The organism is Streptomyces sp. NPDC127119, from assembly GCF_042677425.1.
GTDB lineage: Bacteria > Actinomycetota > Actinomycetes > Streptomycetales > Streptomycetaceae > Streptomyces.
The window spans coordinates 15,868-37,780 of the sequence record NZ_JBHXTO010000094.1 but is presented as its reverse complement, the minus strand read 5'-3'; the positions used below and the strand labels follow the sequence as shown (position 1 = coordinate 37,780).

The window sequence follows — 21,913 nt, the reverse complement described above, 5'->3', positions numbered from 1 at the left end:
TCGTCTCCTCGGCGCTCGCGGCCGGCCTCGGCCTCGCCGGACTGGCCCGGCGGGACATACCCGAGCGGCGCTGGCTGGTGCTGACCGTGATGACGGCCGCGCTCATCACCCTGGCCGGGTACGGCGGTTCGTTCGGCGCGCCCTTCCACGGCGTGGTCCAGGACTGGCTGGACGGCGGGCTCGCCCCCTTCCGCAACATCTACAAGTTCCAGACGGGGCTCGCCCTCGCGCTGGCCCTCGGGCTGGCCCACCTGGTCGGGGTCGCCGCGCGGGCCCAGGGCGCCCGGCCGGTCCGGGGACGCCGGTACGCGCCCCTGATCGCCGCGGTCCTCGTCCTCCCCGGGCTCGCCTGGCCCTACCTCAACGGGTCGATCCTGCAGCCCGGTTCGTTCCAGGAGCTGCCCAAGTACTGGAAGTCCACGGCGAGCTGGCTGGAGAAGTACTCGCCGGACTCCCGCGCCCTCGTCGTGCCCGCCACCGCGCACGGCATCTTCACCTGGGGCGCCACCATCGACCAGCCCCTCGACGTGCTCGCCGGCTCCCGCTGGGCCCAGCGGGACTACGTGCCGTTCGGCACTGCGGGCAACCGGCGCGCGATGGACGCCGTCGAGCAGTCCCTCCAGACGGGCGGCGAAGTCCCGGGCCTGGCGGACTACCTGGGCCGGGCGGGCGTCCACTACGTCGTCGTACGCAACGATCTCGACCCCGACCAGCTCGGCTACGTACCGACCACGACCGTGAAACGGACGCTGGAGCAGTCCGGCTACCGGCGGCTGACCGGCTTCGGGCCGCTGATGACGGGCGGGCGCATCGCGGAGAACACGCCCATCCAGATCGAGGGGCTGTATCCGCGCCAGCGGGCCGTCGAGATCTACGAGCCGGCCGCCGACGTGCCCCGGCCGGGGCAGGCCGGGCTGAAGGCCGTCGCCGACACCGCCGTCGTGTCCGGCGGGCCCGAGGCGCTGCTGCCGCTGGCCGCGGACCCGGCGATGCGGAACCGGGCGACCGTGCTGACCGGCGACAACCATCCCGGTCTCGGCTCCCCCGACCTCCAGGTGGTGGGCGACGGGCTGCGGCGCGCAGACACCCGCTTCGGCCTGGTCGGCGCCAACACCTCGTACACGTACACCCGTACCGAACGCAATCACTCCGGCAGCTATCAGGACGCCGGGGAGAAGCCGCACCAGATCCTGCCGTCGGACGGGATCCGGCACCAGACGGTGGCCGAGCTGCGCGGGGCGCGCTCGGTGACCGCGTCGTCGAGCGGCAACTGGCTGTACTACCTGCCGCAGTACGACCCGGTGAACGCCTTCGACGGCGATCCCGACACGGCGTGGGCCGAGGGCGCGGTGGGTTCGGCGGACGGGCAGTGGCTGCGGATCGGCTTCACCGAGGAGACGGAGGTCCCGGCGTCGATCCGGGTCACCCCGCTGCCGCAGGAGAGCGTCCGCTCGGCGCCGACCCGGGTGCGTGTGGAGACGGAACGCGGCTCGGAGACGAGCACACTGCGGGCCGACGGCTCACGCCAGCGCATCAAGTCCCCCGAGGGGCCTTCGCGTTGGCTGAAGGTCACCGTCGTCGAGTCGACCGCCCGGCACTCCGGGCTCTCCGGCGCGGGCTTCTCCGAGATCAGCGTCCCCGACGTCCAGGTGACCCGCATGCTGCGGCTCCCGAGGGACGCCGAGGACACCGAAGCGGCGGCCGAGACGGTCTCCCTGCACCGGGCCTCCGACCCGGGCAGCTTCTCCCCGACGGGCACGGAGGTCGGGCTGCACCGCCGCTGGACCTCGGACGCGGCCGGTACGTACGCGGTGCGGGCGAGCGCGATCCCCGTACCCGGTGACGCGCTCGACGCGCTGCTGTACGACGTGGCGCCCGAGCAGAACGACCGGATCACCGCGACGGCCGGTTCGACGGCCCGTCTCGGCACCGGCCTGTCGCCGCGCAACCTCACCGACGGCGACCTGACCACCGCATGGATCGCCGGGGACGACCCGACCATCCGGCTGAGCTGGCCGGACAAGCAGCCGGTGGGCGAGGTCGTCCTCGCCGCGGCCGGCGGACTGTCCACCCGGCCCACCGAGGTGAACATCAGCTCCCCGGACGGCGCGGTCGTCGCCGGGGTCGACGAGAACGGCATCGTCCGCTTCGACCCGATCACCACGGACCGGCTCGACATCACCGTCACCGAGACGGCCCCGCTGACCGTCCACAACCCCCTCGCCGACGAGGACATGCAGCTTCCGGTCGGCCTGACCGAGGCGTACATCCCCGCCCTGGACGACCGCTACCGCACCCCGAGGACCCTCTCCTCCCGCCCCTTCGAGCTGCCCTGCGGGAAGGGCCCGACGCTCGCCGTCGACGACGAGCTGTACGAGACGAGCGCCAAGGGGACGGTCGGCGACCTCGTGGCGCGCCGGCCGGTCGAGCTGACGCTCTGCCAGGAGGGGCGCACGGACGCGGACTTGTCGCTCGGTTCGGGCGCGCACCGGGTCGAGGCGGGCGACGCGGGCCCGCTGGCCGTCACCGATGTCACGCTGACCCGCGGCACGGTCACCACCCCGACCGCGCAGAGCCGTGAACTGGGCATACGGGACTGGCTCGGCGACCGCCGCGAGGTCACCGTCGGCTCGGGCGCGGCCTCCTACCTGACGACGTACGAGAACTTCAACGACGGCTGGAAGGCCACGCTGAACGGCCGCGAACTCGACCCGGTACGCCTCGACGGCTGGCAGCAGGGCTGGCGGATCCCGGCGGGCGAGGGCGGCACGGTGAAGCTCTCGTACGAGCCGTCCACGGTGTACGAGGCCGGGCTGATCGGCGGCGGTGTCGGGGTCCTCGTCCTCGCGGGCCTCGTACTGTTCCGGCGGCGCTCACCGAATCCGGACGGGCCCTCGCCGGTGCCGCCCCCACCCGGCCCGATCCTGGGCACGGTCGCGCTGACCCTGGTGGGGATCGTGATCGCCGGGTTCCTCGCGCTGCTGGTGCCGGTCCTGGCACTGCTCGCCCGGCGACGGCACGAACTGCTCGTCCCCCTCGCGTTCCTCGCGCTCGCGGGGGCCGGGATCGCCGCCGCGACGGGGGCCGGGGAGCCGGTCGCCGAGGGCGCCGGGGCGTTCGGGCGCACCGCCCAACTGCTGGCGCTGATCGGCCTGTTCGCCGGTCTGGTGACGGTCGGCGAGGCGTCGTACGGCGGGCGGGGCGGCCCGGGTGGCGCCCGGGGTTCCGGCCGGCCCGGCACGAGCGCGCTGCCGCCTCCGCTCCCGGGGTCCGAGGCCCCGACGGCGCCTCTGCCACAGCGGACGCGAGGGGAGCACGCGGGCCCCGGGGCGGACCCCGGGCCCGGCGCACCCGCGCAGCACGGCGTTCCCGGCGCTCCGGGTGCACCACGTACTCCGGGTACTCCGGGAGCACCCGGCACTCCGGGGTCACCGCCGCCGCCCTTCGTGCCGACGGAGCCGCCCCGGCTCGCCTCCGGTCCGACGGTCTCGGCGCGCGGGCCGGGGTCACCGCGGACGGCGGGGCCCGCCGGCCGCCGGAGTTCCGGGAGCCGCGGGCGTCCCGGCGAAGGGGAGGGCACATGACCGCCGTGGAGCATCCCGCACGGGACGGCACGAACGGCCCCACGCGACCGCCCGCCCGCATCCCGTTCCCCGTGGTGGACGAGGTCGCCCGGCACTGCCTCCAGGAGGAGGAACCGGAGACCGTCCACATCGAGGTCCATCTGCCGGGCCGCCTCGACCCGGACCGCCTGCGCCGGGCGTTCGCCGGGGCCCTGCACCGCCACCCCCGCATCCTGATGCGCGAGGCGGCCCGCCCCTGGTACGGCAGGCGGTACGAGTGGGAGCTGACCCCCGAGGCCGATGTGGAGGCCGTCCTGTTCCCGGCGCCCGACCGGGACGCGCTGAAGCACGCCCGGGGCCGGGCGCTGCGCGACGCCCCGCCGCTCTCGGCCGCCCCGCCGATCCGGCTGGAGGTCGTCCGCGACCCCGCGGCCGACGGCACGGTCCTGTTCCTCACCATCAACCACACCGCTCTGGACGGTCCGGCCTGTCTGCGGGTCCTGGCGACCGCGGCGGAGCTGTACGGCGGCCGGGACAACTCCCCGGCGGCGCCCCCGACCCGCACGACCGCCGAGGTTCCGCGCGACCCGGACACCCCCTCCACCTGGGCACCGCCCGCCCGGGTGGCACACGGCACCCCGGAGCCTCCCCAGCACCACGGCAACGGCATGCTCGTCACCGAGCTGGGCGTCCCGCGGCGGCCCAAGGGCTCCCCGTACACCGTGAACGACCAGCTGATGGCCGCCACCGCCCTGATGATCGCGCACTGGAACCGGGAGCACGGGGCCCGTCCGCGTCCGCTGCGCATCACGATGCCGGTGGACGACCGCCCGCGCGGCACGGACATGCCCATCGGCAACGGCACCCGGCTCGTCGAGGTCCCCTTCGCCCCCGAGGAGCTGGACGCCTCGGACATGGCCGCGCTGCTGCGCCGCACGGCGGACCGCACCCGCGCCCTCAAGGCCCAGCCGCGCCCCCAACTGGGCCACGGCGCCTCCCTGTTGACGGCTCCGGTGATGCCCGTCGCCTGGCGGGCCGCGGTCACCAGGGGGCTGCGCAGGGCCGCCGGGCCCTGGACGTCGACCACCCTGCTGAGCAACATCGGCCGGGTTCCGTACGCCCTGGACTTCGGGGAGGAGGCCGGGCGGGCGCACGCCGTCTGGTTCTCGGCGCCCGCCCGGATGCCCCGCGGGCTCACGGTGACGACGGCCGCCACGGCGGGCCGTCTGCACGTGGCGCTCCGCTGGTCGCGCGCCCTGCTGAGCCACGGCGACGGCAGCCACCTGCGCGACCTCTTCGAGCACTACCTGCACGCGACGGAACGCCATCCACCCGACGCCGGGGAGGGCACCCCATGACCACGGCTCCGCCCCGCAGGCCACCGCACGAGCCGCACGGGCCCCACGGACCGCACGGCCTGCGGGACTTCTACGAGGACCCGGCCGTCCCGGTCGCCTCCGGCACGCCCCGCAGTCTGCGCCAGGCCCGGATGCTCGCGGACGCGCTCGGCCCGGCCACCTCCGGCCCGCGCACGGTCCTGGACATCGGCTGCGGCGACGGCACCGCCGCCGCGACCGCCGCACCGCTCCTCGCCGGTCACCGCATCGTCGGCGTCGACTGGTCCCAGGACGCCCTCAGACGCGCCCACGCCCGTCTCCCGTACGCGGTACGCGGCGAACTCACCGACGGCGGGCTGCCGTTCGGGGCCGCCACCGCCGACGCCGTCCTGTTCAGCGAGGTCGTGGAACACCTCGTCGACCCGGACGCGGCGCTCGACGAGCTCCACCGGATCCTCCGCCCCGGAGGCCATCTCATGCTCTCCACACCCAACTTGGCCGCCTGGTACAACCGGGCCCTGCTCCTCGCCGGCGTGCAGCCCGTCTTCTCGGAGGTGAGCCTGCGCGCGATCCACGGCCGCCCCGGCAAGGAGGTGGTGGGCCATCTGCGGCTCTACACGGCCCGCGCACTGCGGGAGTTCGTGACCGCGTCGGGCTTCGAGGTCGTACGACTGAGGGGTGCGCCCTTCCACGGCGTACCGCGCCCGTTGCGCCCGCTGGACCGGCTGGCGTGCCGTGTCCCGTCGATGGCCTCCATCCTTCTCCTGCACGCGCGAAGGACGTAGACCATGTGGTGGGGAGTGGCCGCGGCCCTGCTGGCGAACGTGCTCTACAGCGCGGGATTCGTCCTGGAGAAACGGGCGCTCGCGGCACTGCCCGAGGTGAGCGTCCGCCGCCCCGCCCGGCTGCTGCGGCTGGTCCTCGGCAGCTGGCTGTGGATCGGCGGCTCCCTCGCCCTCGCGTCGGGCTTCGGCGCGCAGCTCGTCGTCTACCGCACCCTGCCGATCGCCGCCGCGCAGGGCATCTTCGTCTCCGGGCTCGTCATCCTCGTCCTGCTCTCCTCGGTGCTGCTCGGCGAGGAGACCTCGGGCCGCGAACGGTACGCGCTCGGGGCGATCCTGCTCGCGCTCCTGATGGTGGTGCTGTCCCTCAAGGAGGGCTCCGACACGGTCAGCCGCAGCGCCCCGGCCCCGCTGATCCTGCTGGTCTGCGTCCCCTCGCTCGCGCTGGGCGTCTGGCTGTACGGGTCCGCCGAGCGCCGCGCCCGCCACCGGCACCGCATGCCGACGACGGGCGTCGAGTACGGCGTCGCGGTGGGCCTGCTGTACGGGGTCAGTTCGCTGGCCATCAAGGGCGTGTCGAGCCACCTCACCGGGAGCGGGCTCGGCGACGCGGTGCTCGGGCTGCTGCGCTCCCCGTACCCGTATCTCCTGCTCTTCACCGGGGTGTTCGGCCTGGTCATGTCGCAGGCGGCGCTGCAGCGCTGCCGGGCCTCGCTGATCGTGCCGGTCTGCACGACGGTGACCTGCCTGTTCACGGCCGTCCTCGGCACGGTCGCGTTCGGCGAGGCGCTGCCCGAGGACCCGCTGCGGCTGGCGCTGCGGATCGGCGGTACGGCGCTGGCGGTCTCCGTACTCCTCGCGATGCCCAAGCACGACCCACCGCCGACACCACAACCCTTATCCCCCACAAGGGAGTTGACCAGCCATGAACCCGGACGACCCGCTGCTGAAGATACTGGCGTGCCCGCTGGACAAGGGGCCGCTGCATCTCCTCGGGAGAGAGACGGGGAGCACGGAGACCACCGAGGGCACTGACGCCGCTCTCTACAATCCGCGGCTGCGCCGCCGCTATCCGATCGTGGACGGCATCCCGCAGCTCCTGCCGTCCTCCGGCGAGCAGGTGACGGACGACGAGCACGAGGACCTGCTGCTGCGGATCACCGGGGGCGGCGACCTCGGCTCCCGCAGCGGGCCCCGGAAGCCGGGGTCGATGACGCCATGACCCTGGCAGCCCGTCTCGCCCCCTTCGTGCCGGTGCGGCTGGTCGCCGCTGCCGCCCGGTCGGTCTATCCGCGCTTCGAACCCGAGCTGGCCCGGCTCGGCGACCTCTGCCCGTCCGGCTGCGGAACCGCCGTCGACGTGGGCGGCTGGTACGGCCCCTGGACCCGCCGCCTTTCGCGCCGGGCCCGCCGCGTGGTGACGGTCGAACCGGTCCCGCACCTGGCCCGGCTGATCACCGCCGCGACCCCCGGCAACGTCCAGGTCGTCCGCGCCGCCGCGAGCGACCGCACCGGCACCGCCCGCCTCTGGCTGCCGCCCGGCGACCAGGGCGACCGGGGCGTCTCCTCCCTGGTCCGGCGGGACATCCACGCCCGCGCCCTCGACGTCCCCTGCCTCACCCTGGACAGCCTGAACCTCCACGACGTCGGCTTCATCAAGATCGACGTGGACGGCAGCGAGCTGGCGGTGCTGCGCGGGGCGGGCACCCTCCTCACCCGTGACCGCCCGGCCCTGTTCATCGAGCTGGAGGCCCGCATCCAGCCCGTCGACACGGTCGTCTCCCACCTCTCCGAGCGGGGTTACGAGGGCTGGGTGCTGCCCGGCGACACCTGGCTGCCGCTGTCCTCCTTCGACCTGGAGGCCCATCAGGCGCGCGCCTCGCACGTGGTCTCTCAGGGCCTGCTGCGCCGGGTGCTGCCGTTCCGGGGCCCGGGATACGTCCGGTACGTGAACTCGGTGCTCTTCCTCCCCGACGGCCGCCACCCGGGCGGGCGGCACGAGGGGCACGTACGGCATGCGGGGCACGTGCGCGACGATGGGTCGCATGCCTTCCGCCAAGCCGGCTAGCGCCGGACCGTTCACCCCGCTCGACTTCCAGCTCGTGCTGCTGCGCCGCATGGCCGACCACAACGCGGACCTCGTGGAGGACGCCCGCCACACGCTGGGCGCCTCGGTCGCCGAGATGCGTGAGGCCAACCGGCGCTGGCAGGCGATGCGGCACGCGCCGCGCAGCCGGGGCGCGGTCGCCCGCTACCGCTCGATCCTGGGCGACCCCGAGTCGGTGACGCCCCGGCGGATCGGCGACCTGTCCTGCGAGGCGCTGCTGTGGCCGGTCCCCCTCTGGCCGGACCTGCGCTTCGAGGTGCTGGTGGCTCCGGGCGGGGTGGCCTGGAACGAGTGGCTGGTCCGCGCGCCGGGCGCGCCCGCGCCCGAGCTGCGGTCACTGGCCGACCTGACTGCGTGGTCGTGCACGGTCGACGAGGCCGCCCGCGCCTTCGCGCCGGCCCGCCCGCTGGAGGGGTCGGCGCCGACGCGCTGGGGGCTCGCCTTCACGGCACCGGACGGCACGGACGGCTCAGGTGACGTGGACGGCTCGGGCGGTGTTCGGCGGGACTGCGTCGCGGAGTTCACGTACGGGCTGCTTCAGCGCGTGGCGGTCACCGAGCGGCGGCCTTGACGAGAGCCTGGGCGACGACCGGTACGGAGTCCTCGTGCAGGAAGAGGAAGAGATTGGGCTCGACGAGCTCCAGCTCCATGACGCGGGGCGCCCCGTCGTCGCCGTCCACCAGGTCCACCCGGGCGTAGAGCAGGTCGGGCGCACCGGGCACGGCGGCCAACGCCCGCTCGGCGACGGCGAGTTCGGCCGTGCTCGGCTCCCAGGTCCGCAGATTCGGGTGCGGGACCTTCTTGTCGTCGAAGGCGGTACCGGGTTCGAGGACGGCCCCCTTGCGGATGGCGTGGAGAAAACGCCCGCCGAAGAACTGCAGGGCCCTCTCCCCCGCCGTGTCGATGCTCCGCACATACGGCTGCACGATCGCCGTCAGCCCTTCGGCGTGCATGCGCTCCAGGTGCCGTACGGCGGTCTCGTGGTCCTCGGGCGTGTAGCGGGCCGCGTACCGGGCTCCGGCCCCCGAGGTCGGCTTCACGACGTACTCACGGTCGCCGGGCAGGTCGGCCGGGTCGCCCGGGGCGAGGTAGCGGGTGTCGACCACGGGCACACCTGCGGCGGCCAGGTCGCCCAGGTACCGCTTGTCGGCGTTCCACCGCACGACCTCCGGCGGGTTGGCCAGGGCCGTCGCGGCCCCACAGCGGTCGGCCCACGCCAGGAACTCGGCGGCCCGCCAGCTGTAGTCCCAGGTGGAACGGATGAGCACGAGGTCGAAGCGGCCCCACTCGACGCCGGCGTCGTCCCAGCACACGACGGCGGGGTCCGCCCCCGCCTGCCGCACCGCGTCCGCGAGGACGGGCAGGTCACGGTCGTACTCGGCTTCCAGCACCTCCTGGCAGGTGACCAGGGCGATACGGGGAATGGTGCGTGCCACGGCGGGCTCCTTGGACGGTCTATCGGCTCACTCCGCTAATACCGGTCGCAGGTTAACAACCGCCCCAGGAACCGGCTCGGGAATTACCTGGGGCACTTGACCATCCCTGAAAGCGAGGCTACGGGGGCGGGGGGGGTGTGGTTGTCACGGCTGCTACCAGGCAGCTCACGTGGTCCGGGTCAGGGTTGCGGGGAACGGCGCAGTCTTTCGTCTTCAGGGGCGCGGGGAACTGCGCGACAAGCCCCCGCCGGCCCGCACCCGCCGTACGTCCCGCACCCCCACCCCCTGCCGCGCCCCTTACCCGACCCCCGGCAGCAGCCGCGGCTCAACCCGGTCCTCCACCGCCCCGTCCCCCTCCCGCGTCACGACATACGCCCCCTTCCCGGAGACCTCCGCCACCGCTTCCACCAGCTCCGTCCCCCGATACACCAGCCCCACCCCGTCATCCGTGCAGTGTGTGGTGGGCAGGGTGCCGTCCGCGACGAGGTCGTGGATCAGGGGGCGCCGCCCCGGCTCGGAGTCGTAGTGGACGCCGTTGCCGTACGGCAGGAAGCCCAACGAGTTGGTCACGGGCCGCAGTTCAGGACCGAACGAGTCCGTCGCGCCGCCCTGGAACCAGCAGATCGACCCCGCGCTGACCCCGCTGAGGACGACCCCGGACCGCCAGGCCCTGCGCATGACGTCGTCGATGCCGTGCACCCGCCAGATCGCGAGAAGGTTGGCCACCGAGCCGCCCATCACCCAGATGACGTCCTGTTCCAGGACAGCGCCCTCGACGTCGTCGAAGTTGGGCCGCGGGAAGAGGTTGAGGGGAACGAGGTCGAATCCCGCGACCCGCGCGGCCTCGGCCATCCGCGCCGCGAAGTGTTCGGCGTCACCGATCGCCGTACCGACGTACATCACCCGGGGCCGGCGGCCGTGCGCGCCCGACAGGTCGACCGCGTGGTGCACCAGCGCGTCGAACTCCACCATGGTCCGGGCACCCCAGCCACGGTGGCCGCCGGACGTGGCGAGGATGGTGGGCTCCCGGTCGCCCGCGGGCGGGGGCGCCTGAGGCGACGGGGACGGCTGGGACGAGGGAGGTGCGGAGGACACGGTCATAACACCCGATCCTAACCACGCCCGTCACGGCCCCTGCCGCTCGCTCTCCTCCGGGTCCCAGTCCAGCAGCCGTACTCTCGCCACCGTCTGGACGTGCCGTCGCATCGCCGCGGCGGCCCGCCCCGGCTGCTGGGCCACGATCGCGTCGAAGATCGCGCGGTGCTGGGTCAGGGACCGGGTCGGCCGGCCCGGCTGCCGCAGCGACTCATGGCGGCTCTCGGTGATCTGGTCGGAGATCGAGCGCATGAACTCGGCGAGGATCGTGCTGTGCCCGGCGGCCGTGACCGCCGCGTGGAAGAGCCGGTCGCCCTCCACCCCGTGGCCGCCCGCCGTGATCTCGGCCCGCATGTGCGCGAGGGCGGAGTCCATGGCGGTCACGTCCTCGTCGGTGCGCCGCTCGGCGGCCAGCTCCGCGAGCTTGGTCTCCAGGGCCTCGCGGGCGTCGAGCACGTCGGGCAACCGGCGCCGCCGGTCGACGAGTTGTTCCACCGGCTCGGCGTCGAGGGTGTCCCGGACGAGGTAGGTGCCGCCGCCGTGGCGGACCTCGACCAGGCCCTGGACCTCCAGAACCACTATGGCCTGCTTCACGGAGGCGCGGCTGACACCGAGTCTGGCCGCGAGGTCGCGTTCGGGCGGCAGCCGGTCACCGGCACCGAGGCCGCCCTCGGCGGCGTAGCTGCGCAGCCGGTCGAGGACCTGCTCGTACAGGCGCGGCTTGGACCCCATGGGCCGCAGTGCGTCGGTCATGTCCGGTCTTCCCCCTTACCTCTCGATCTGGTGGATGAGTGGCTGAGCCAATTTACGTCATCTCTCTTGACGCTCTCCACCACGGCCGCCCAATGTGGTTCAGCCACTTGGCCACTCAGCCAGTTGACCACCCCGCGCACCTCCCACGCCTCCCACATCTCCCCCACCCCCTCGGCCCCCCACTCGACAAGGGACCCAAAGACGGGAGCCCGTATGTCCGCCGAACTGATATCGATCCTCGTACTCGTCGTGGTGTTCGTCATCGCCACCACCCGCTCCATCAACATGGGCGCCCTCGCCTTCGCCGCCGCCTTCGGTGTGGGCGGACTCGTCGCCGACCTCGACGCCGACAAGATCTTCGCCGGTTTCCCCGGTGACCTCTTCGTGGTGCTCGTCGGCGTGACGTACCTCTTCGCGATCGCCCGCGCCAACGGCACGACCGACTGGCTGGTGCACGCTTCGATCCGGCTCGTGCGCGGGCGGGTCGTGCTGATCCCGTGGGTGATGTTCGTGCTGACCGGCGCGCTGACCGCGATCGGCGCGGTCAGTCCGGCCGCCGTCGCCATCGTGGCGCCGATCGCCCTGAGTTTCGCCGCGCGTTACTCCATCAGCCCGCTGCTGATGGGCGCGATGGTCGTGCACGGCGCGCAGGGCGGCGGCTTCTCGCCCATCAGCATCTACGGATCGATCGTCAACGGCATCGTCGAGCGCGAGGGCCTGCCCGGCAGCGAGATCGCCCTCTTCCTCGCCTCCCTCGTCGTCAACCTCGTGATCGCCGCGGTCGTGTTCGTGCTGTTCGGCGGTCTGAAGCTGAGCCGCGCCGAGACGATCGACCGTGACCGCGACCGCGACCGGCAGAAGGCCGCTGCGGTGGCCGGAGGGCCGACCGGAGAAGCGACCGGGAGCGGGGCCGGAGACGGGAGTGGGAGTGGGAGTGGGGACGTGGTGGCGCTGGACACCGACGACGACACCTCCCGGCTCAACCCCGCCCGGATCGCCACCCTCGCCGCGCTCGTCGCCCTCGTCGTCGCCGTGCTCGTCTTCGACCTGGACGCCGGACTCACCTCCATCACCCTCGCCGTCCTGCTCAGCACCGTCTGGGCCGAGGACAGCCGCAACGCCGTCAGCCAGATCGCCTGGCCGACGGTCCTGCTGATCTGCGGTGTGCTGACGTACGTCGGAGTCCTCGACGAGATGGGCACGATCGACTGGGCGGGCGAGGGCGTCAGCGACATCGGTGTCCCGCTGCTCTCGGCCGTCCTGCTCTGCTACATCGGCGCGCTGGTCTCCGCGTTCGCCTCCTCCGTCGGCATCATGGGAGCGCTGATCCCGCTGGCGGTGCCGTTCCTGGCGCAGGGCGAGATCGGTGCGATCGGCATGGTCGCGGCGCTGGCGGTGTCGGCGACCGTGGTGGACGTGAGCCCGTTCTCGACGAACGGCGCCCTGGTCCTCGCCGCGGCACCCGGTGTCGACCGGGAGCGTTTCTTCCGGCAGCTGATGATGTACGGAGGGATCGTGGTGGCCGTGGTCCCCGCCGTGGTGTGGCTCGCGCTGGTGGTACCCGACTGGGGGTGACACCGGCCCGCCCACCGCGTCCGGCACCCTGATACGGACAACAACGGACGACAACGGACGACAACCAGAACGACCGAACACCCACGCCCGACGAGCAAGGAGTACGCACGCGTGTCCCCTCTCTTCCCGGCCCTGACCGAGGCACTGGCGGACCCGGACGGCACCGCCGCGCACCGGTCGGCCCTGCGTTTCGGCGACCGCTCCCTGACCTACGGCGAACTCGCGGCGACCGCCGCCCCGCTGGCCGCCCGCGTCGGGGAGGCGGGCCGGATCGCCGTATGGGCCACGCCCACCCTGGAGACGGCGGTCGCCGTGGTCGCCGCGCTGCTGGCCGGTGTCCCCGCCGTGCCGCTCAACCCGAAGTCGGGCGGCAGCGAGCTGGGGCACATCGTGGCGGACAGCGCGCCGGCACTCGTGCTCGCCGCCCCGGACGACCAACTCCCCGACTCTCTCGCCTCCTTGGCGCGCGTCGACGTCGACATCGACGTACGGGCGAGCGGGCCGGCCTCGCCGGCGCTCGCCCCGGACACGGACCGCCTCGCCGACGAGCTGCCCGCCCTCGTCGTCTACACCTCCGGCACGACCGGCCCCCCGAAGGGTGCCGTCATCCCGCGCCGGGCCGTCGCCACCACCCTGGACGCCCTCGCGGACGCCTGGCAGTGGACCGGCGACGACGTCCTCGTGCACGGCCTGCCCCTCTTCCATGTGCACGGCCTGATCCTGGGCATCCTCGGCCCGCTGCGCCGCGGCGGATCCGTACGGCACCTCGGCCGCTTCGAAACGGCGGGCGTGACGAGGGAGTTGACCGACGGCGCCACCATGCTGTTCGGGGTGCCGACGATGTACCACCGGATCGCGGAGTCCCTGCCCGACGACCCGGCGCTCGCGAAGGCGCTGGGGCGGGCACGCCTGCTCGTGTCCGGTTCGGCGGCCCTGCCGGTGCACGACCACGAGCGGATCGCGGAGGCGACGGGCCGGCGGGTCGTCGAGCGGTACGGGATGACCGAGACGCTGATGAACACCAGCGTCCGCGCCGACGGCGAGCCCCGCGCGGGCACGGTCGGCGTGCCGCTGCCGGGCGTCGAGCTGCGGCTGACGGAGGAGGACGGCAGGACGGTCCTGGAGGCGTACGACGGGGAGAGCGTGGGTGAGATCCAGGTCAGGGGCCCGAACCTCTTCACCGAGTATCTGAACCGGCCCGACGCGACGGCGGCGGCCTTCACCGAGGACGGCTGGTTCCGCACCGGCGACATGGCGGTGCGCGACCCCGACGGGTACGTACGCATCGTCGGCCGCAAGGCCACCGACCTCATCAAGAGCGGCGGTTACAAGATCGGGGCGGGCGAGATCGAGAACGCCCTCATCGAGCACCCGGGCGTACGGGAGGCCGCGGTCACGGGCGAACCGGACGCCGACCTCGGTGAGCGGATCGTGGCGTGGATCGTGCCCGCCGATGCCCAACAACCGCCATCCGCGGCCGAGTTGGCGGACCATGTGGCCGACCGTCTCGCGCCGCACAAGCGTCCCCGCGTCGTCCACTATCTCGCGGCCCTGCCCCGCAACGACATGGGCAAGATCATGAAGCGTGCGCTGGCCCATGACTGAGAGTGCCGCGGTCCACGGCTCCCGCCGGTTCACGGCCCGCGAGGCGATCGCCCTGGTCGGCATCGGCTTCACCGACCTCGCACCCCCCACCCCCCGGGGCTCGTACGGGCCGGACGGGCCCCTGTCCTGGCAGGGGTACGACGCCTCGCGCACCCGGGCCGCGGACCGCACCGGCGAGGAGGAGTCCGTCGTCTGCGGCACCGCGACCGTCAAGAGCGACGACGGTGGTACGACCCCGGCCGTGCTGATCTCCTTCGAGTTCGGGTTCCTCGGCGGCTCGCTGGGCGAGCGCACGGGCGACCGGCTGGAGGCCGCGCACGCCTACGCCCGCGCACACCGCCTCCCGGTCGTCTCCCTCGTCGCGACGGGCGGCAGCCGGATGCAGGAGGGCATGCGAGCACTGGTCCAACTCCATCGGGTGGCACGGCAGTCGGTGCTCACGCGGGCGGCCGGTCTCCCCCAGATCGCCGTACTGCGCGACCCCACGACGGGCGGCGGCTGGGCCACCCTGGGCGCGGGCGCCGATGTGATCCTCGCGCTGCCCGGCGCGCAGGTGGGCTTCGCGGGCTCGCGGGTCCGGCCGCCCGACGCGGACCCGGTCGCCTACACGGCCGAGGCGCAGCTCGCGGCGGGGGCGGTCGACGCGGTGGTGCCCGAGCGGGAGCTGCCGGAAGCGCTGGCGCTCTGGCTGCGACTGCTCAGCGACCCGTCGACGGACCCCGTGCCGCCGCCCCCGGCACTGGGCGACGTCGGTCTCCCGGTCACCGGCTGGGAGGCCGTACGCGCCGCCCGCGCCCCGCGACGGCCGCGCGCCGAGGCCTATTTGGACGCCTGCTTCACCCGGCGCGCGGCGATCAGCGGTGACCGTTGCGGCGGTACCGACGAGGGCATGCTCTGCGGTTTCGGCGTCCGGGCGGAGGACGGCCGTACGGTCGCGTACGCGGCCCAGACCGGCACCGCCACGCTCCCCGCCGGCTATCGCACCGCCGCCCGGCTGATCCGGCTCGCGGACCGGCTCCGTATCCCCGTGCTGACTCTGGTGGACACCCCGGGCGCCGCCAACGACGCGGAGGCGGAGCGGCAGGGCGCGGGAGCGGCGATCGCGGAGTTGTTCGCCGCGGTGGCGGTGGCCGAGACCCCGGTGACCACGCTGCTGATCGGGGAGGGCGGCTCGGGCGGGGCCCTGGCGCTCGCCGCCCCCGCCAACACGTGGGCCACGCCGGACAGTTACTTCTCCGTCATCGCCCCCGAACTCGCGGCCGCCATCCTCAAGCGCCCGCCCGAGGAGGTACGGGCCACGGCCGACCAACTCCGCATCCGTCCGCAGGACTTGGTGGAGCTGGGTGTCGTGCGGGGAGTCGTGGAGCGGGGGATCGTGGAGCGGAGGCGGTGAGTCGCGGCCGACCGCACGCCCGGCGCCCGTCTACCGCACGCCCACCGCGCGGATGATCTCCTGGGTCACGGAGCCGCCTCGGTCGTCGGCGGCCGAGGCCCGCAGGGACACGTACGGGGTGCCGCGTGGCACGGTGAGCGTGCCCTGCCAGGTGTCGGCGCCGGTCTCCAGCAGGCTCACCTTTTGCCATGACGTGCCGTCGTCGTACGAGACTTCGAGTCTCGCTCTGCCGAGGGTTCCCGGGGACGGATCGTCGGTTGTCGGGTGCGGGTTGAGTTGGGCTGGGCGCGCAGTTCCCCGCGCCCCTAGGGGGCTGCGCCCCCTCAGGGATTCCGTGATCCCCGGCACGTACGACGCGCTGATGGCCACAGGCAGCCGGCCACCCGCCCGTACGTTCCCGGTCAGGTCCGTGTCGAGGTCGAAGCCCAGGTTGATCAGGGGGAGGGTCGTCCAGCGGTTCTCCGGGGTGGCCGCCGATCTGAAGGTCCACTCGGAGTGGCCCTTCGTCGCGAGCTTCCAGCGGTCCGCGTCCAGGGTCGTGTCCGTGACGACCGTGTACGTGTGCTCGTCGGCGGGCGCGTCCCGGACGTACGCGGCGGAGCCGGTCCGCCGGTCGACCGGTTCCCCGTCGAGGTGGACCTCGGTGAACTGCGTCATGCCGCTGCTCTCGTCCCACACGTTGCCGAAGCCGGTGTGGTCGGGTCCGGAGTCGCCCCAGCCGGGCACGTTGAACTGCAGGGTCGAGCCGGAGCGCTGCTGCCCCCAGCCGAGCCCGGTGCCGAGCCAGGGGTGCCAGACCGGCCGGAACCAGTCGAGGTCCTGCCGCGTGCCCCCGCGACGGCGGACGAGTCCGCTGCGCTCCTCCAGGTCTCCGGCGCCCACGTCGACGGACTCGTGCCACAGTTGGCCGGGGCCCGTGGACACGTAGTCGGTCCGCTCGGCCGGGAAGTCGGCCCGCTCCTGGAAGCCGATCCCGACGGGGAACGCGTCATCGGTGAGCGAGTACCGGAACTCACTGCCCGAGACGGGCCTCACCGCATGGAACTTCGTGTTCAGCACGGCGAGTTGGCGGTACGACGGCTCGTAGGTGAGGTCACGCGCCGGGATGCCTCCCTTGTGTCCTTCCGAAAGGTCGTACGTGTAGGGCGTGTTGCGTGTCCCGTTCATCGCGGCCCGCCCCGCCGACCGGAGTCGCGCCGCGTCCGCCGCGTTCAGGGTGGCGATCTGGATCGGCCGGTCCGTGTTGTCGTCGGTCCCGAACCAGGCGTTGAGCCGGCCGGGTACGTCGTCCGTCACGAACAGCGCCGCGGCGCCGGCGTCCTGGGCCGCCTGAGCGATCTCCGACGGCACCGCGCCCTCCTCCATCCGGACGAGCACGGCCTTGCCCCGCACGTCCTTTCCGCCGTATCCCCCGGCCCCGGAGCCCGTGTCGCCGGAGCCCGTGTCGCCGCTGCCGACATCGACGAGCGGGAGCGTGCGGCGGCCCTCGACGAGCGTGCCCCCGGGCTGGACCACCGCCTCCCCGACGCCCTTCACCTCCAGCAGCGGCTTCCCGAGCCGCCATACGGTCCGGTACTCGAAGCTGCCCTTCGTCACCTTCGCCGTGGGCGCCGCGAAGACGCTGTCGTACCGGAGCGGCACCTGGACGGCCCCGAAGAGGTCCGTCCCGTTCGCCGACCGGTCGTACTCCATGAGCAGCTGCCGAGTCTCCGTACGCCGGTCGACATGGGCCGCGATCTCCCTCAGCCGGCGCCCGTCGAGCGTGACTTCGCGGTCGTGGTCGAGTGCGATCTCGGGTGCCGCGAGGAAGCCGAGCCCGAGCGAGTCGGCGCCACGGCTGCCGCGCACGTCGAGGAAGGTGTTCAGGCTGTACGTGCCCGGCCGAAGCCTCAGTTCGACCGTGCCGGTGTCACCGACGTGCTCCGGGAACGGGTCGACACCCTCCGCGAGTCGCTGCACCACGAGGTCGGCCGCGGTGGCGTCGCCGTCCCGGCCCCTGACGTGCACGGTGAGGGTGTACCGCTCCTCCTCCTTGACCAGCCCGAAGGCGGTGTGCGCGACGGGCGTGCCGTCCGCCGCCGCTGCCACGATCCGCCCGCTGGTGTTGCCGACCGGGGCCCTGCCACCGTCCCCGGTCACGGTCGTGGTGGCGGTCCCGTGCGCGGGCACGGTCAGCGTGGAGTCGGCGAGCGTCGCGACCCCCTCGGGTGCGCCGGACACGGTCAGCTTCAACTCGGCAGGCCGGTCCCCGGAGTTGGAGTACGTGAGAGTCCTGGTCACCGGCTCGTTCGACGTGTAGGGCCAGCGGTAGTAGCCCAGATCGGCGCTTCCGGTGGCCGTGACCTCGGCCGTCACCGCCTCGGGCACGCTCACTCGTCCGGCACCCACCACGTATGCGGACGCGTCGAGTTGCCTGGACGTCGACATCAGCGCGTCCTTGAGCCGGCCGCCGGTCCAGTCGGGGTGCCGCTCGGCGAGGAGGGCGGCCACGCCCGCGACATGGGGTGTCGCCATCGACGTACCGCTCATGGCGGTGTAGTCGCCGCTGCCCGCGGAGAGCCGGGAGCGGGCGGCGAGGATGTCGACGCCCGGGGCGGCCAGGTCGGGCTTGAGGGCGTTGTCGCCGTGGCGGGGGCCCGCGCTGGTGAAGTACGCGGCCAGGTCCGCGGAGTCGACCGCGCCGACCGTCAGCGCGGAGTCGGCGGCGCCGGGCGAGCCGATGGACGAGGGGGCGCCGGTGTTGCCCGCGGCGACGACGAAGAGCGCGCCGGTCTCCGCGGTGAGGGTCTCGACGGCACGGGCCATGGGGTCGGTGCCGTCGCTGGGCTCGGTCGAGCCGAGACTCATGGAGACGACCGTGGCGCCGACGTCCCGCGCGGCCCACTCCATGCCCGCGATGATCTGCGACTCGCTGCCCGAGCCCTGGTCGCCGAGCACCTTCCCGACGGCGAGCGTGGCGCCGGGCGCGACGCCCTTCTCCTTGCCGTCGGACGCGGCGCCGCTGCCGCCGACGGTCGAAGTGACGTGCGTGCCATGGCCGTTGCGGTCGGCCACCTCTTCACCCTCGACGAAACTCCTCGTCACGGAGACCCGCCCGGCGAGATCGGGATGGCCGACGTCCACCCCCGTGTCCAGTACCGCCACGGTGACGCCCTTGCCGGTCAGCCCCGCCTCCCAGGCCTCGGGCGTACCGATCTGCGCGTTGCTTTCGGCCATCTCCGCCCGGACCCGCCCGTCGAGCCAGACCTTGTCGATCCGGCCCGCGTCGATCCGGCCCGTGCCGATCCCGTCCTGCCGGGTGAGGGCCCGCCAGAACGTCCGCCCCTTGTCGGCCGCGACGGCGGCCCCGCGGATGCTCGGCAGCCCGCGCGTCCGCTCGGCCCCGCGCGGAGTCACCACCCGCGCGCCCTTCTCGTAGGTGACGATCAGCGGCAGCTCGTCCGTCCTCCGGTCGGTCAGCCCCTGGCGTATCAGCTCACCCACGTCGAACAGCCGCCGGTCGAGGGTGCCCGCCCGCAGATACGGCAGCGCCTCGTCCGGTACGACGGTCAGGTCGCCGTTCGCCGTCTGTGTACGGACCGCGCCGGTCGCCCCCTCCGCCCGCTCGACGGTCACCGTCCTCTTGCCGCCGCCGAGCTCGGTGACGGTGACCCGGTCGCCGGTGACGAGGGTGACGGTGTGGGCGGCGGACGCGGCGCGGGTGCGCGGCCGGGCGTCGGTGTCCTGCGCGTCGGCCCCGGCCCCGTCGGCCGGAAGGAGGGCGAACACGAGTCCGGCCGCCGCGAGCGCCACCCCGTGTCCGGCGGAACCTCTGATCATCGGTACCCCTCTTCTCGACGCGTCGACGCGTCGACGCTGCTGCGAGCCAAGCCGGTGTCAGGGTGCTGCGAAGAGTCTCGGGGGGCCGGTGGTGCGGTGGCGTCGACGGAACCTGGCGGGAAGCTGCCCTGGCGGTTTTCCGCCACCGGAACGGTGAACGACCGGTGGAAACCGCGACAGCGGCAAGTACCGTCCGTGACAATGAAGGCGGTCACCAGTGACGGACTACGGGGGTTGTGCGGCGCCATGGACGGATTAGTGGAGTTCAAGACCGACGACGGGACCCTTGTCGTCGTCGAGGGAGCCGAGGACGAGTCGGGTTCCCGCCTGGTGGCCCGGGGCGACGGAACGGTCGCCGCGACCCGCACCTTCGAGGGCTCGCTGGAGGGGGTAAGGGCCGCCGCCGGCGCCGCGCTCCGCGTCTTCAGGGACGGTTCACTGAAGCCCGACTCCGTGGAGATCGAGTTCGGCGTCAAACTCACGGCGGAGGCGGGCGCGTTGATCGCCAAGAGTGCCGTCGAGGGCCACCTCGTGGTCAAGCTCTCCTGGTCGCCCGAGCGGCCGGACGGCCCCCCGGCGGCCTCCCCCGCCTCCCTCACTTCTCCGGAGACCACCCCGGGCCCATGAGCAGCGCTTCCTGGCACGCGAGAATCAGCTGCGGACGGGACACCGGTGCCGGTTTCCTCGTCACCGAGCAGCACGTTCTGACCTGCGCCCATGTCGTGGCGCGCAGCGACACCGAGACGGTCGCGGTGTCCTTCGCGCACGGTGGCTACGAGCAGGTCCCCGCCCGGGTGGTCGCGCACGGCGGCTGGGACGGCCGCGAGAGCGACCCGGGCGACCTGGCCGTACTGGAGCTGGACCGGCCGGTGCCGATGAAGCCCGCGGAGTTCGCGACACCCGCCGACGCGTACGGCGATCCCCCGCGCAGGCTCCTCGCCTACGGCTTCCCCAAGCGGTACGACGAGGGGACGCTCGCCGAATACCGGGCCACCGCCCAGCAGTTGATCGCCGGCGAGTGGGTCCAGCTGGAGTCGTGGGCCGCGCACGGGCAGCCGCTCGCACCGGGGTTCAGCGGCGCCGCCGTGACCCTCGCGGACACCGGCCGGGTCGTGGGCATGGTCTCGGCCGCCGCCCGCAGCCCCGAGATCCGCAACGGCCGCATGCTCCCCGCCCAGATCATGGCCCGCTACTGGCCCCGCCTGGCAGACCTGATCCCCACCCCGACCCACGACCAGCACCAGAAGAAGACCCTGAGACACCTACTGGAACAACTGGAGCCCCCCGCACCCGAAGCTCAGGCAGGGGCGCAGCCCCGCCTGCCAGGGGCGCGGGGAACTGCGCGACCAGCCCCCACCGGCCCGCAGACGCAATACACCCACTCCCCGGAACGGCTGTACCAAGAGGCCGTGGGCCCCCTGGGCCCCCCACTCCCACCCCACGGCTTCACCTCCCTGTGGGACGCGGCCTGGTACCTCCTCTCCGAGGTGCAGGACCCGGAAGCGATCACCCGCTTCACCACCCGCCTCGCCGACTTCATCGACGACACCCCCACCCGCACAGCCCTGCGCGCCTGGCCCTCGGCCCCACAGACCCACCGCCCGGCCCCGCCCGCCCCCACAGGACCCGCACACTCCTGGTCCCCGATCCTCGTGGAGATCGCCCCCAGCGGCTCAGGCGACGGAGCCTTCCTCGTGGAGGTGTCCGCGTACAACGGAGGACACCGAAGGGTGGTGGGCTCGCGCCGCCTCCCCGTCGACCGCGTACGCCCGTACACGCTGGAGCGGATCGACGAGGCGTACCGCGAACTACAAGTGGGCGCACGCGAGTTGATCGCCTTCGTGCTGCCGCGCCGCTGGCTCAACACGGACGTCGCGCACTGGCAGCGCAGCGCGGACGACGACAGCCCGCTCGGCTCCTTCGCACCGCTGGTCGTGATGGACCTGGAGCGTCGGCGCAGCGGCGGCCTGCAGCACAAGCTCCGGCAGAAGTGGCAGTACCTGGACGAGCGGCCGACGGCCCGGCTGCACCGTATCGACTGCTGGTCGGTCGGCCAGGACCAGGTGAAGCTGACCATCGGGCTGCGCCGCGACGCGGACATGGTGGGTTTCGCCACGCCGCCGCGTGCGGACCGGGTCCGGCGGCTGTTCCAGGCGAGCCTGAACGCGGCGGTTCCGGTGATGCTGTGGCCGCGCACCGGCTGCCGGGGCGAGCACCGGTGCGGGGAGTCCGTCGACTGCCGGGGGTCGGAGTTCCTGGACCGTCTCGCCGCACATCTGGCGAACCTGCCGCCCCGCGAACTACCGCGTCACATCCATGAGTTGCGGGAGACGGCGTACGCCTCCGACGCCCCGGAGCCGCATTGGGCGTACGACCTGGCCCTGCTCTGGGAGGACCCCGAATGCCTGCCTGATCCCACCGGCTACCTGCACAACCCGGTGGGCTAGAG

Annotated in this window: 16 protein-coding genes; 12 read left to right on the top strand and 4 right to left on the bottom strand. The window is 73.4% G+C overall.

Annotated elements, in window-relative coordinates; translation table 11 throughout:
• The 7 genes from ACFVH5_RS30755 to ACFVH5_RS30725 form a co-directional block, all read left to right on the top strand.
• On the top strand, nucleotides 1–3,584 hold a 3,584-nt coding region (locus ACFVH5_RS30755), incomplete at its 5' end, for an alpha-(1->3)-arabinofuranosyltransferase family protein (RefSeq protein WP_385836973.1).
• On the top strand, nucleotides 3,581–4,921 hold the full coding sequence (locus ACFVH5_RS30750; RefSeq protein WP_385836972.1) for a condensation protein: 1,341 nt from the start codon (nucleotides 3,581–3,583) through the stop codon (nucleotides 4,919–4,921). The genes ACFVH5_RS30755 and ACFVH5_RS30750, both read left to right, overlap by 4 nt.
• Nucleotides 4,918–5,685, top strand: coding sequence for a methyltransferase domain-containing protein (locus tag ACFVH5_RS30745; RefSeq protein WP_385836970.1), 768 nt, complete (start codon nucleotides 4,918–4,920; stop codon nucleotides 5,683–5,685). The genes ACFVH5_RS30750 and ACFVH5_RS30745 overlap by 4 nt, the downstream gene beginning before the upstream one ends.
• A gap of 3 nt (nucleotides 5,686–5,688) precedes the next feature.
• Nucleotides 5,689–6,717 carry a hypothetical protein gene (locus ACFVH5_RS30740; RefSeq protein ID WP_385836969.1) on the top strand — a complete coding sequence of 343 codons (1,029 nt, stop codon included), beginning with the start codon at nucleotides 5,689–5,691 and terminating at the stop codon, nucleotides 6,715–6,717.
• Nucleotides 6,608–6,904 carry a Trm112 family protein gene (locus tag ACFVH5_RS30735; protein ID WP_385836968.1) on the top strand — a complete coding sequence of 99 codons (297 nt, stop codon included), beginning with the start codon at nucleotides 6,608–6,610 and terminating at the stop codon, nucleotides 6,902–6,904. Before ACFVH5_RS30740 ends, ACFVH5_RS30735 begins: the two co-directional genes overlap by 110 nt.
• Entirely contained in the window at nucleotides 6,901–7,749 is an 849-nt protein-coding gene (locus ACFVH5_RS30730) for an FkbM family methyltransferase (RefSeq protein ID WP_385836967.1), read from the top strand. The genes ACFVH5_RS30735 and ACFVH5_RS30730 overlap by 4 nt, the downstream gene beginning before the upstream one ends.
• Entirely contained in the window at nucleotides 7,718–8,359 is a 642-nt protein-coding gene (locus ACFVH5_RS30725) for a hypothetical protein (protein WP_385836966.1), read from the top strand. Before ACFVH5_RS30730 ends, ACFVH5_RS30725 begins: the two co-directional genes overlap by 32 nt.
• Here the strand turns inward: ACFVH5_RS30725 and ACFVH5_RS30720 are convergent.
• The 3 genes from ACFVH5_RS30720 to ACFVH5_RS30710 form a co-directional block, all read right to left on the bottom strand.
• Entirely contained in the window at nucleotides 8,340–9,212 is an 873-nt protein-coding gene (locus tag ACFVH5_RS30720) for a RimK family alpha-L-glutamate ligase (protein ID WP_385836975.1), read from the bottom strand. The two genes, ACFVH5_RS30725 and ACFVH5_RS30720, sit on opposite strands and share 20 nt — an antisense overlap.
• Before the next feature lie 309 nt (nucleotides 9,213–9,521).
• Nucleotides 9,522–10,196, bottom strand: a complete 675-nt coding sequence (locus ACFVH5_RS30715; RefSeq protein WP_385836974.1) for a Type 1 glutamine amidotransferase-like domain-containing protein — start codon at nucleotides 10,194–10,196, stop codon at nucleotides 9,522–9,524.
• Nucleotides 10,197–10,349: 153 nt separating this feature from the next.
• Nucleotides 10,350–11,072: a FadR/GntR family transcriptional regulator gene (locus ACFVH5_RS30710; protein ID WP_384808627.1), complete on the bottom strand. Its 723-nt coding sequence runs from the start codon at nucleotides 11,070–11,072 to the stop codon at nucleotides 10,350–10,352.
• Nucleotides 11,073–11,285: 213 nt separating this feature from the next.
• Between ACFVH5_RS30710 and ACFVH5_RS30705 the strand changes: the two genes are divergently transcribed.
• From ACFVH5_RS30705 to ACFVH5_RS30695, 3 genes are all read left to right on the top strand, one after another.
• On the top strand, nucleotides 11,286–12,647 hold the full coding sequence (locus ACFVH5_RS30705; RefSeq protein ID WP_385836965.1) for an SLC13 family permease: 1,362 nt from the start codon (nucleotides 11,286–11,288) through the stop codon (nucleotides 12,645–12,647).
• 111 nt (nucleotides 12,648–12,758) lie between these two features.
• Nucleotides 12,759–14,252, top strand: a complete 1,494-nt coding sequence (locus ACFVH5_RS30700; RefSeq protein WP_385836963.1) for an acyl-CoA synthetase — start codon at nucleotides 12,759–12,761, stop codon at nucleotides 14,250–14,252.
• Nucleotides 14,245–15,645 (top strand): carboxyl transferase domain-containing protein, encoded by a 1,401-nt coding sequence (locus tag ACFVH5_RS30695; protein WP_385836962.1) that lies wholly within the window; start codon nucleotides 14,245–14,247, stop codon nucleotides 15,643–15,645. The genes ACFVH5_RS30700 and ACFVH5_RS30695 overlap by 8 nt, the downstream gene beginning before the upstream one ends.
• Before the next feature lie 30 nt (nucleotides 15,646–15,675).
• On the opposite strand, the gene ACFVH5_RS30690 is transcribed toward ACFVH5_RS30695, so the two are convergent.
• Nucleotides 15,676–19,464, bottom strand: a complete 3,789-nt coding sequence (locus ACFVH5_RS30690; RefSeq protein WP_385836961.1) for a S8 family serine peptidase — start codon at nucleotides 19,462–19,464, stop codon at nucleotides 15,676–15,678.
• A gap of 246 nt (nucleotides 19,465–19,710) precedes the next feature.
• On the opposite strand from ACFVH5_RS30690, the gene ACFVH5_RS30685 reads away from it, so the two are divergent.
• Both ACFVH5_RS30685 and ACFVH5_RS30680 read left to right on the top strand, forming a co-directional pair.
• Nucleotides 19,711–20,091 (top strand): CU044_2847 family protein, encoded by a 381-nt coding sequence (locus tag ACFVH5_RS30685; RefSeq protein ID WP_385836960.1) that lies wholly within the window; start codon nucleotides 19,711–19,713, stop codon nucleotides 20,089–20,091.
• Nucleotides 20,088–21,911: a trypsin-like peptidase domain-containing protein gene (locus ACFVH5_RS30680; protein ID WP_385836959.1), complete on the top strand. Its 1,824-nt coding sequence runs from the start codon at nucleotides 20,088–20,090 to the stop codon at nucleotides 21,909–21,911. The genes ACFVH5_RS30685 and ACFVH5_RS30680 overlap by 4 nt, the downstream gene beginning before the upstream one ends.
• Nucleotides 21,912–21,913 lie beyond the last annotated feature (2 nt).

What these genes read in the sequence shown, in the direction of transcription:
- ACFVH5_RS30750 (WP_385836972.1), top strand. Translation starts at nt 3,581, where the DNA reads ATGACCGCCGTGGAGCATCCCGCACGGGACGGCACGAACGGCCCCACG.
- ACFVH5_RS30745 (WP_385836970.1), top strand. Translation starts at nt 4,918, where the DNA reads ATGACCACGGCTCCGCCCCGCAGGCCACCGCACGAGCCGCACGGGCCC.
- ACFVH5_RS30740 (WP_385836969.1), top strand. Translation starts at nt 5,689, where the DNA reads ATGTGGTGGGGAGTGGCCGCGGCCCTGCTGGCGAACGTGCTCTACAGC.
- ACFVH5_RS30735 (WP_385836968.1), top strand. Translation starts at nt 6,608, where the DNA reads ATGAACCCGGACGACCCGCTGCTGAAGATACTGGCGTGCCCGCTGGAC.
- ACFVH5_RS30730 (WP_385836967.1), top strand. Translation starts at nt 6,901, where the DNA reads ATGACCCTGGCAGCCCGTCTCGCCCCCTTCGTGCCGGTGCGGCTGGTC.
- ACFVH5_RS30725 (WP_385836966.1), top strand. Translation starts at nt 7,718, where the DNA reads ATGGGTCGCATGCCTTCCGCCAAGCCGGCTAGCGCCGGACCGTTCACC.
- ACFVH5_RS30715 (WP_385836974.1), bottom strand. Translation starts at nt 10,196, where the DNA reads ATGGTGGAGTTCGACGCGCTGGTGCACCACGCGGTCGACCTGTCGGGC.
- ACFVH5_RS30710 (WP_384808627.1), bottom strand. Translation starts at nt 11,072, where the DNA reads ATGACCGACGCACTGCGGCCCATGGGGTCCAAGCCGCGCCTGTACGAG.
- ACFVH5_RS30705 (WP_385836965.1), top strand. Translation starts at nt 11,286, where the DNA reads ATGTCCGCCGAACTGATATCGATCCTCGTACTCGTCGTGGTGTTCGTC.
- ACFVH5_RS30695 (WP_385836962.1), top strand. Translation starts at nt 14,245, where the DNA reads ATGACTGAGAGTGCCGCGGTCCACGGCTCCCGCCGGTTCACGGCCCGC.
- ACFVH5_RS30690 (WP_385836961.1), bottom strand. Translation starts at nt 19,464, where the DNA reads ATGATCAGAGGTTCCGCCGGACACGGGGTGGCGCTCGCGGCGGCCGGA.
- ACFVH5_RS30685 (WP_385836960.1), top strand. Translation starts at nt 19,711, where the DNA reads ATGGACGGATTAGTGGAGTTCAAGACCGACGACGGGACCCTTGTCGTC.
- ACFVH5_RS30680 (WP_385836959.1), top strand. Translation starts at nt 20,088, where the DNA reads ATGAGCAGCGCTTCCTGGCACGCGAGAATCAGCTGCGGACGGGACACC.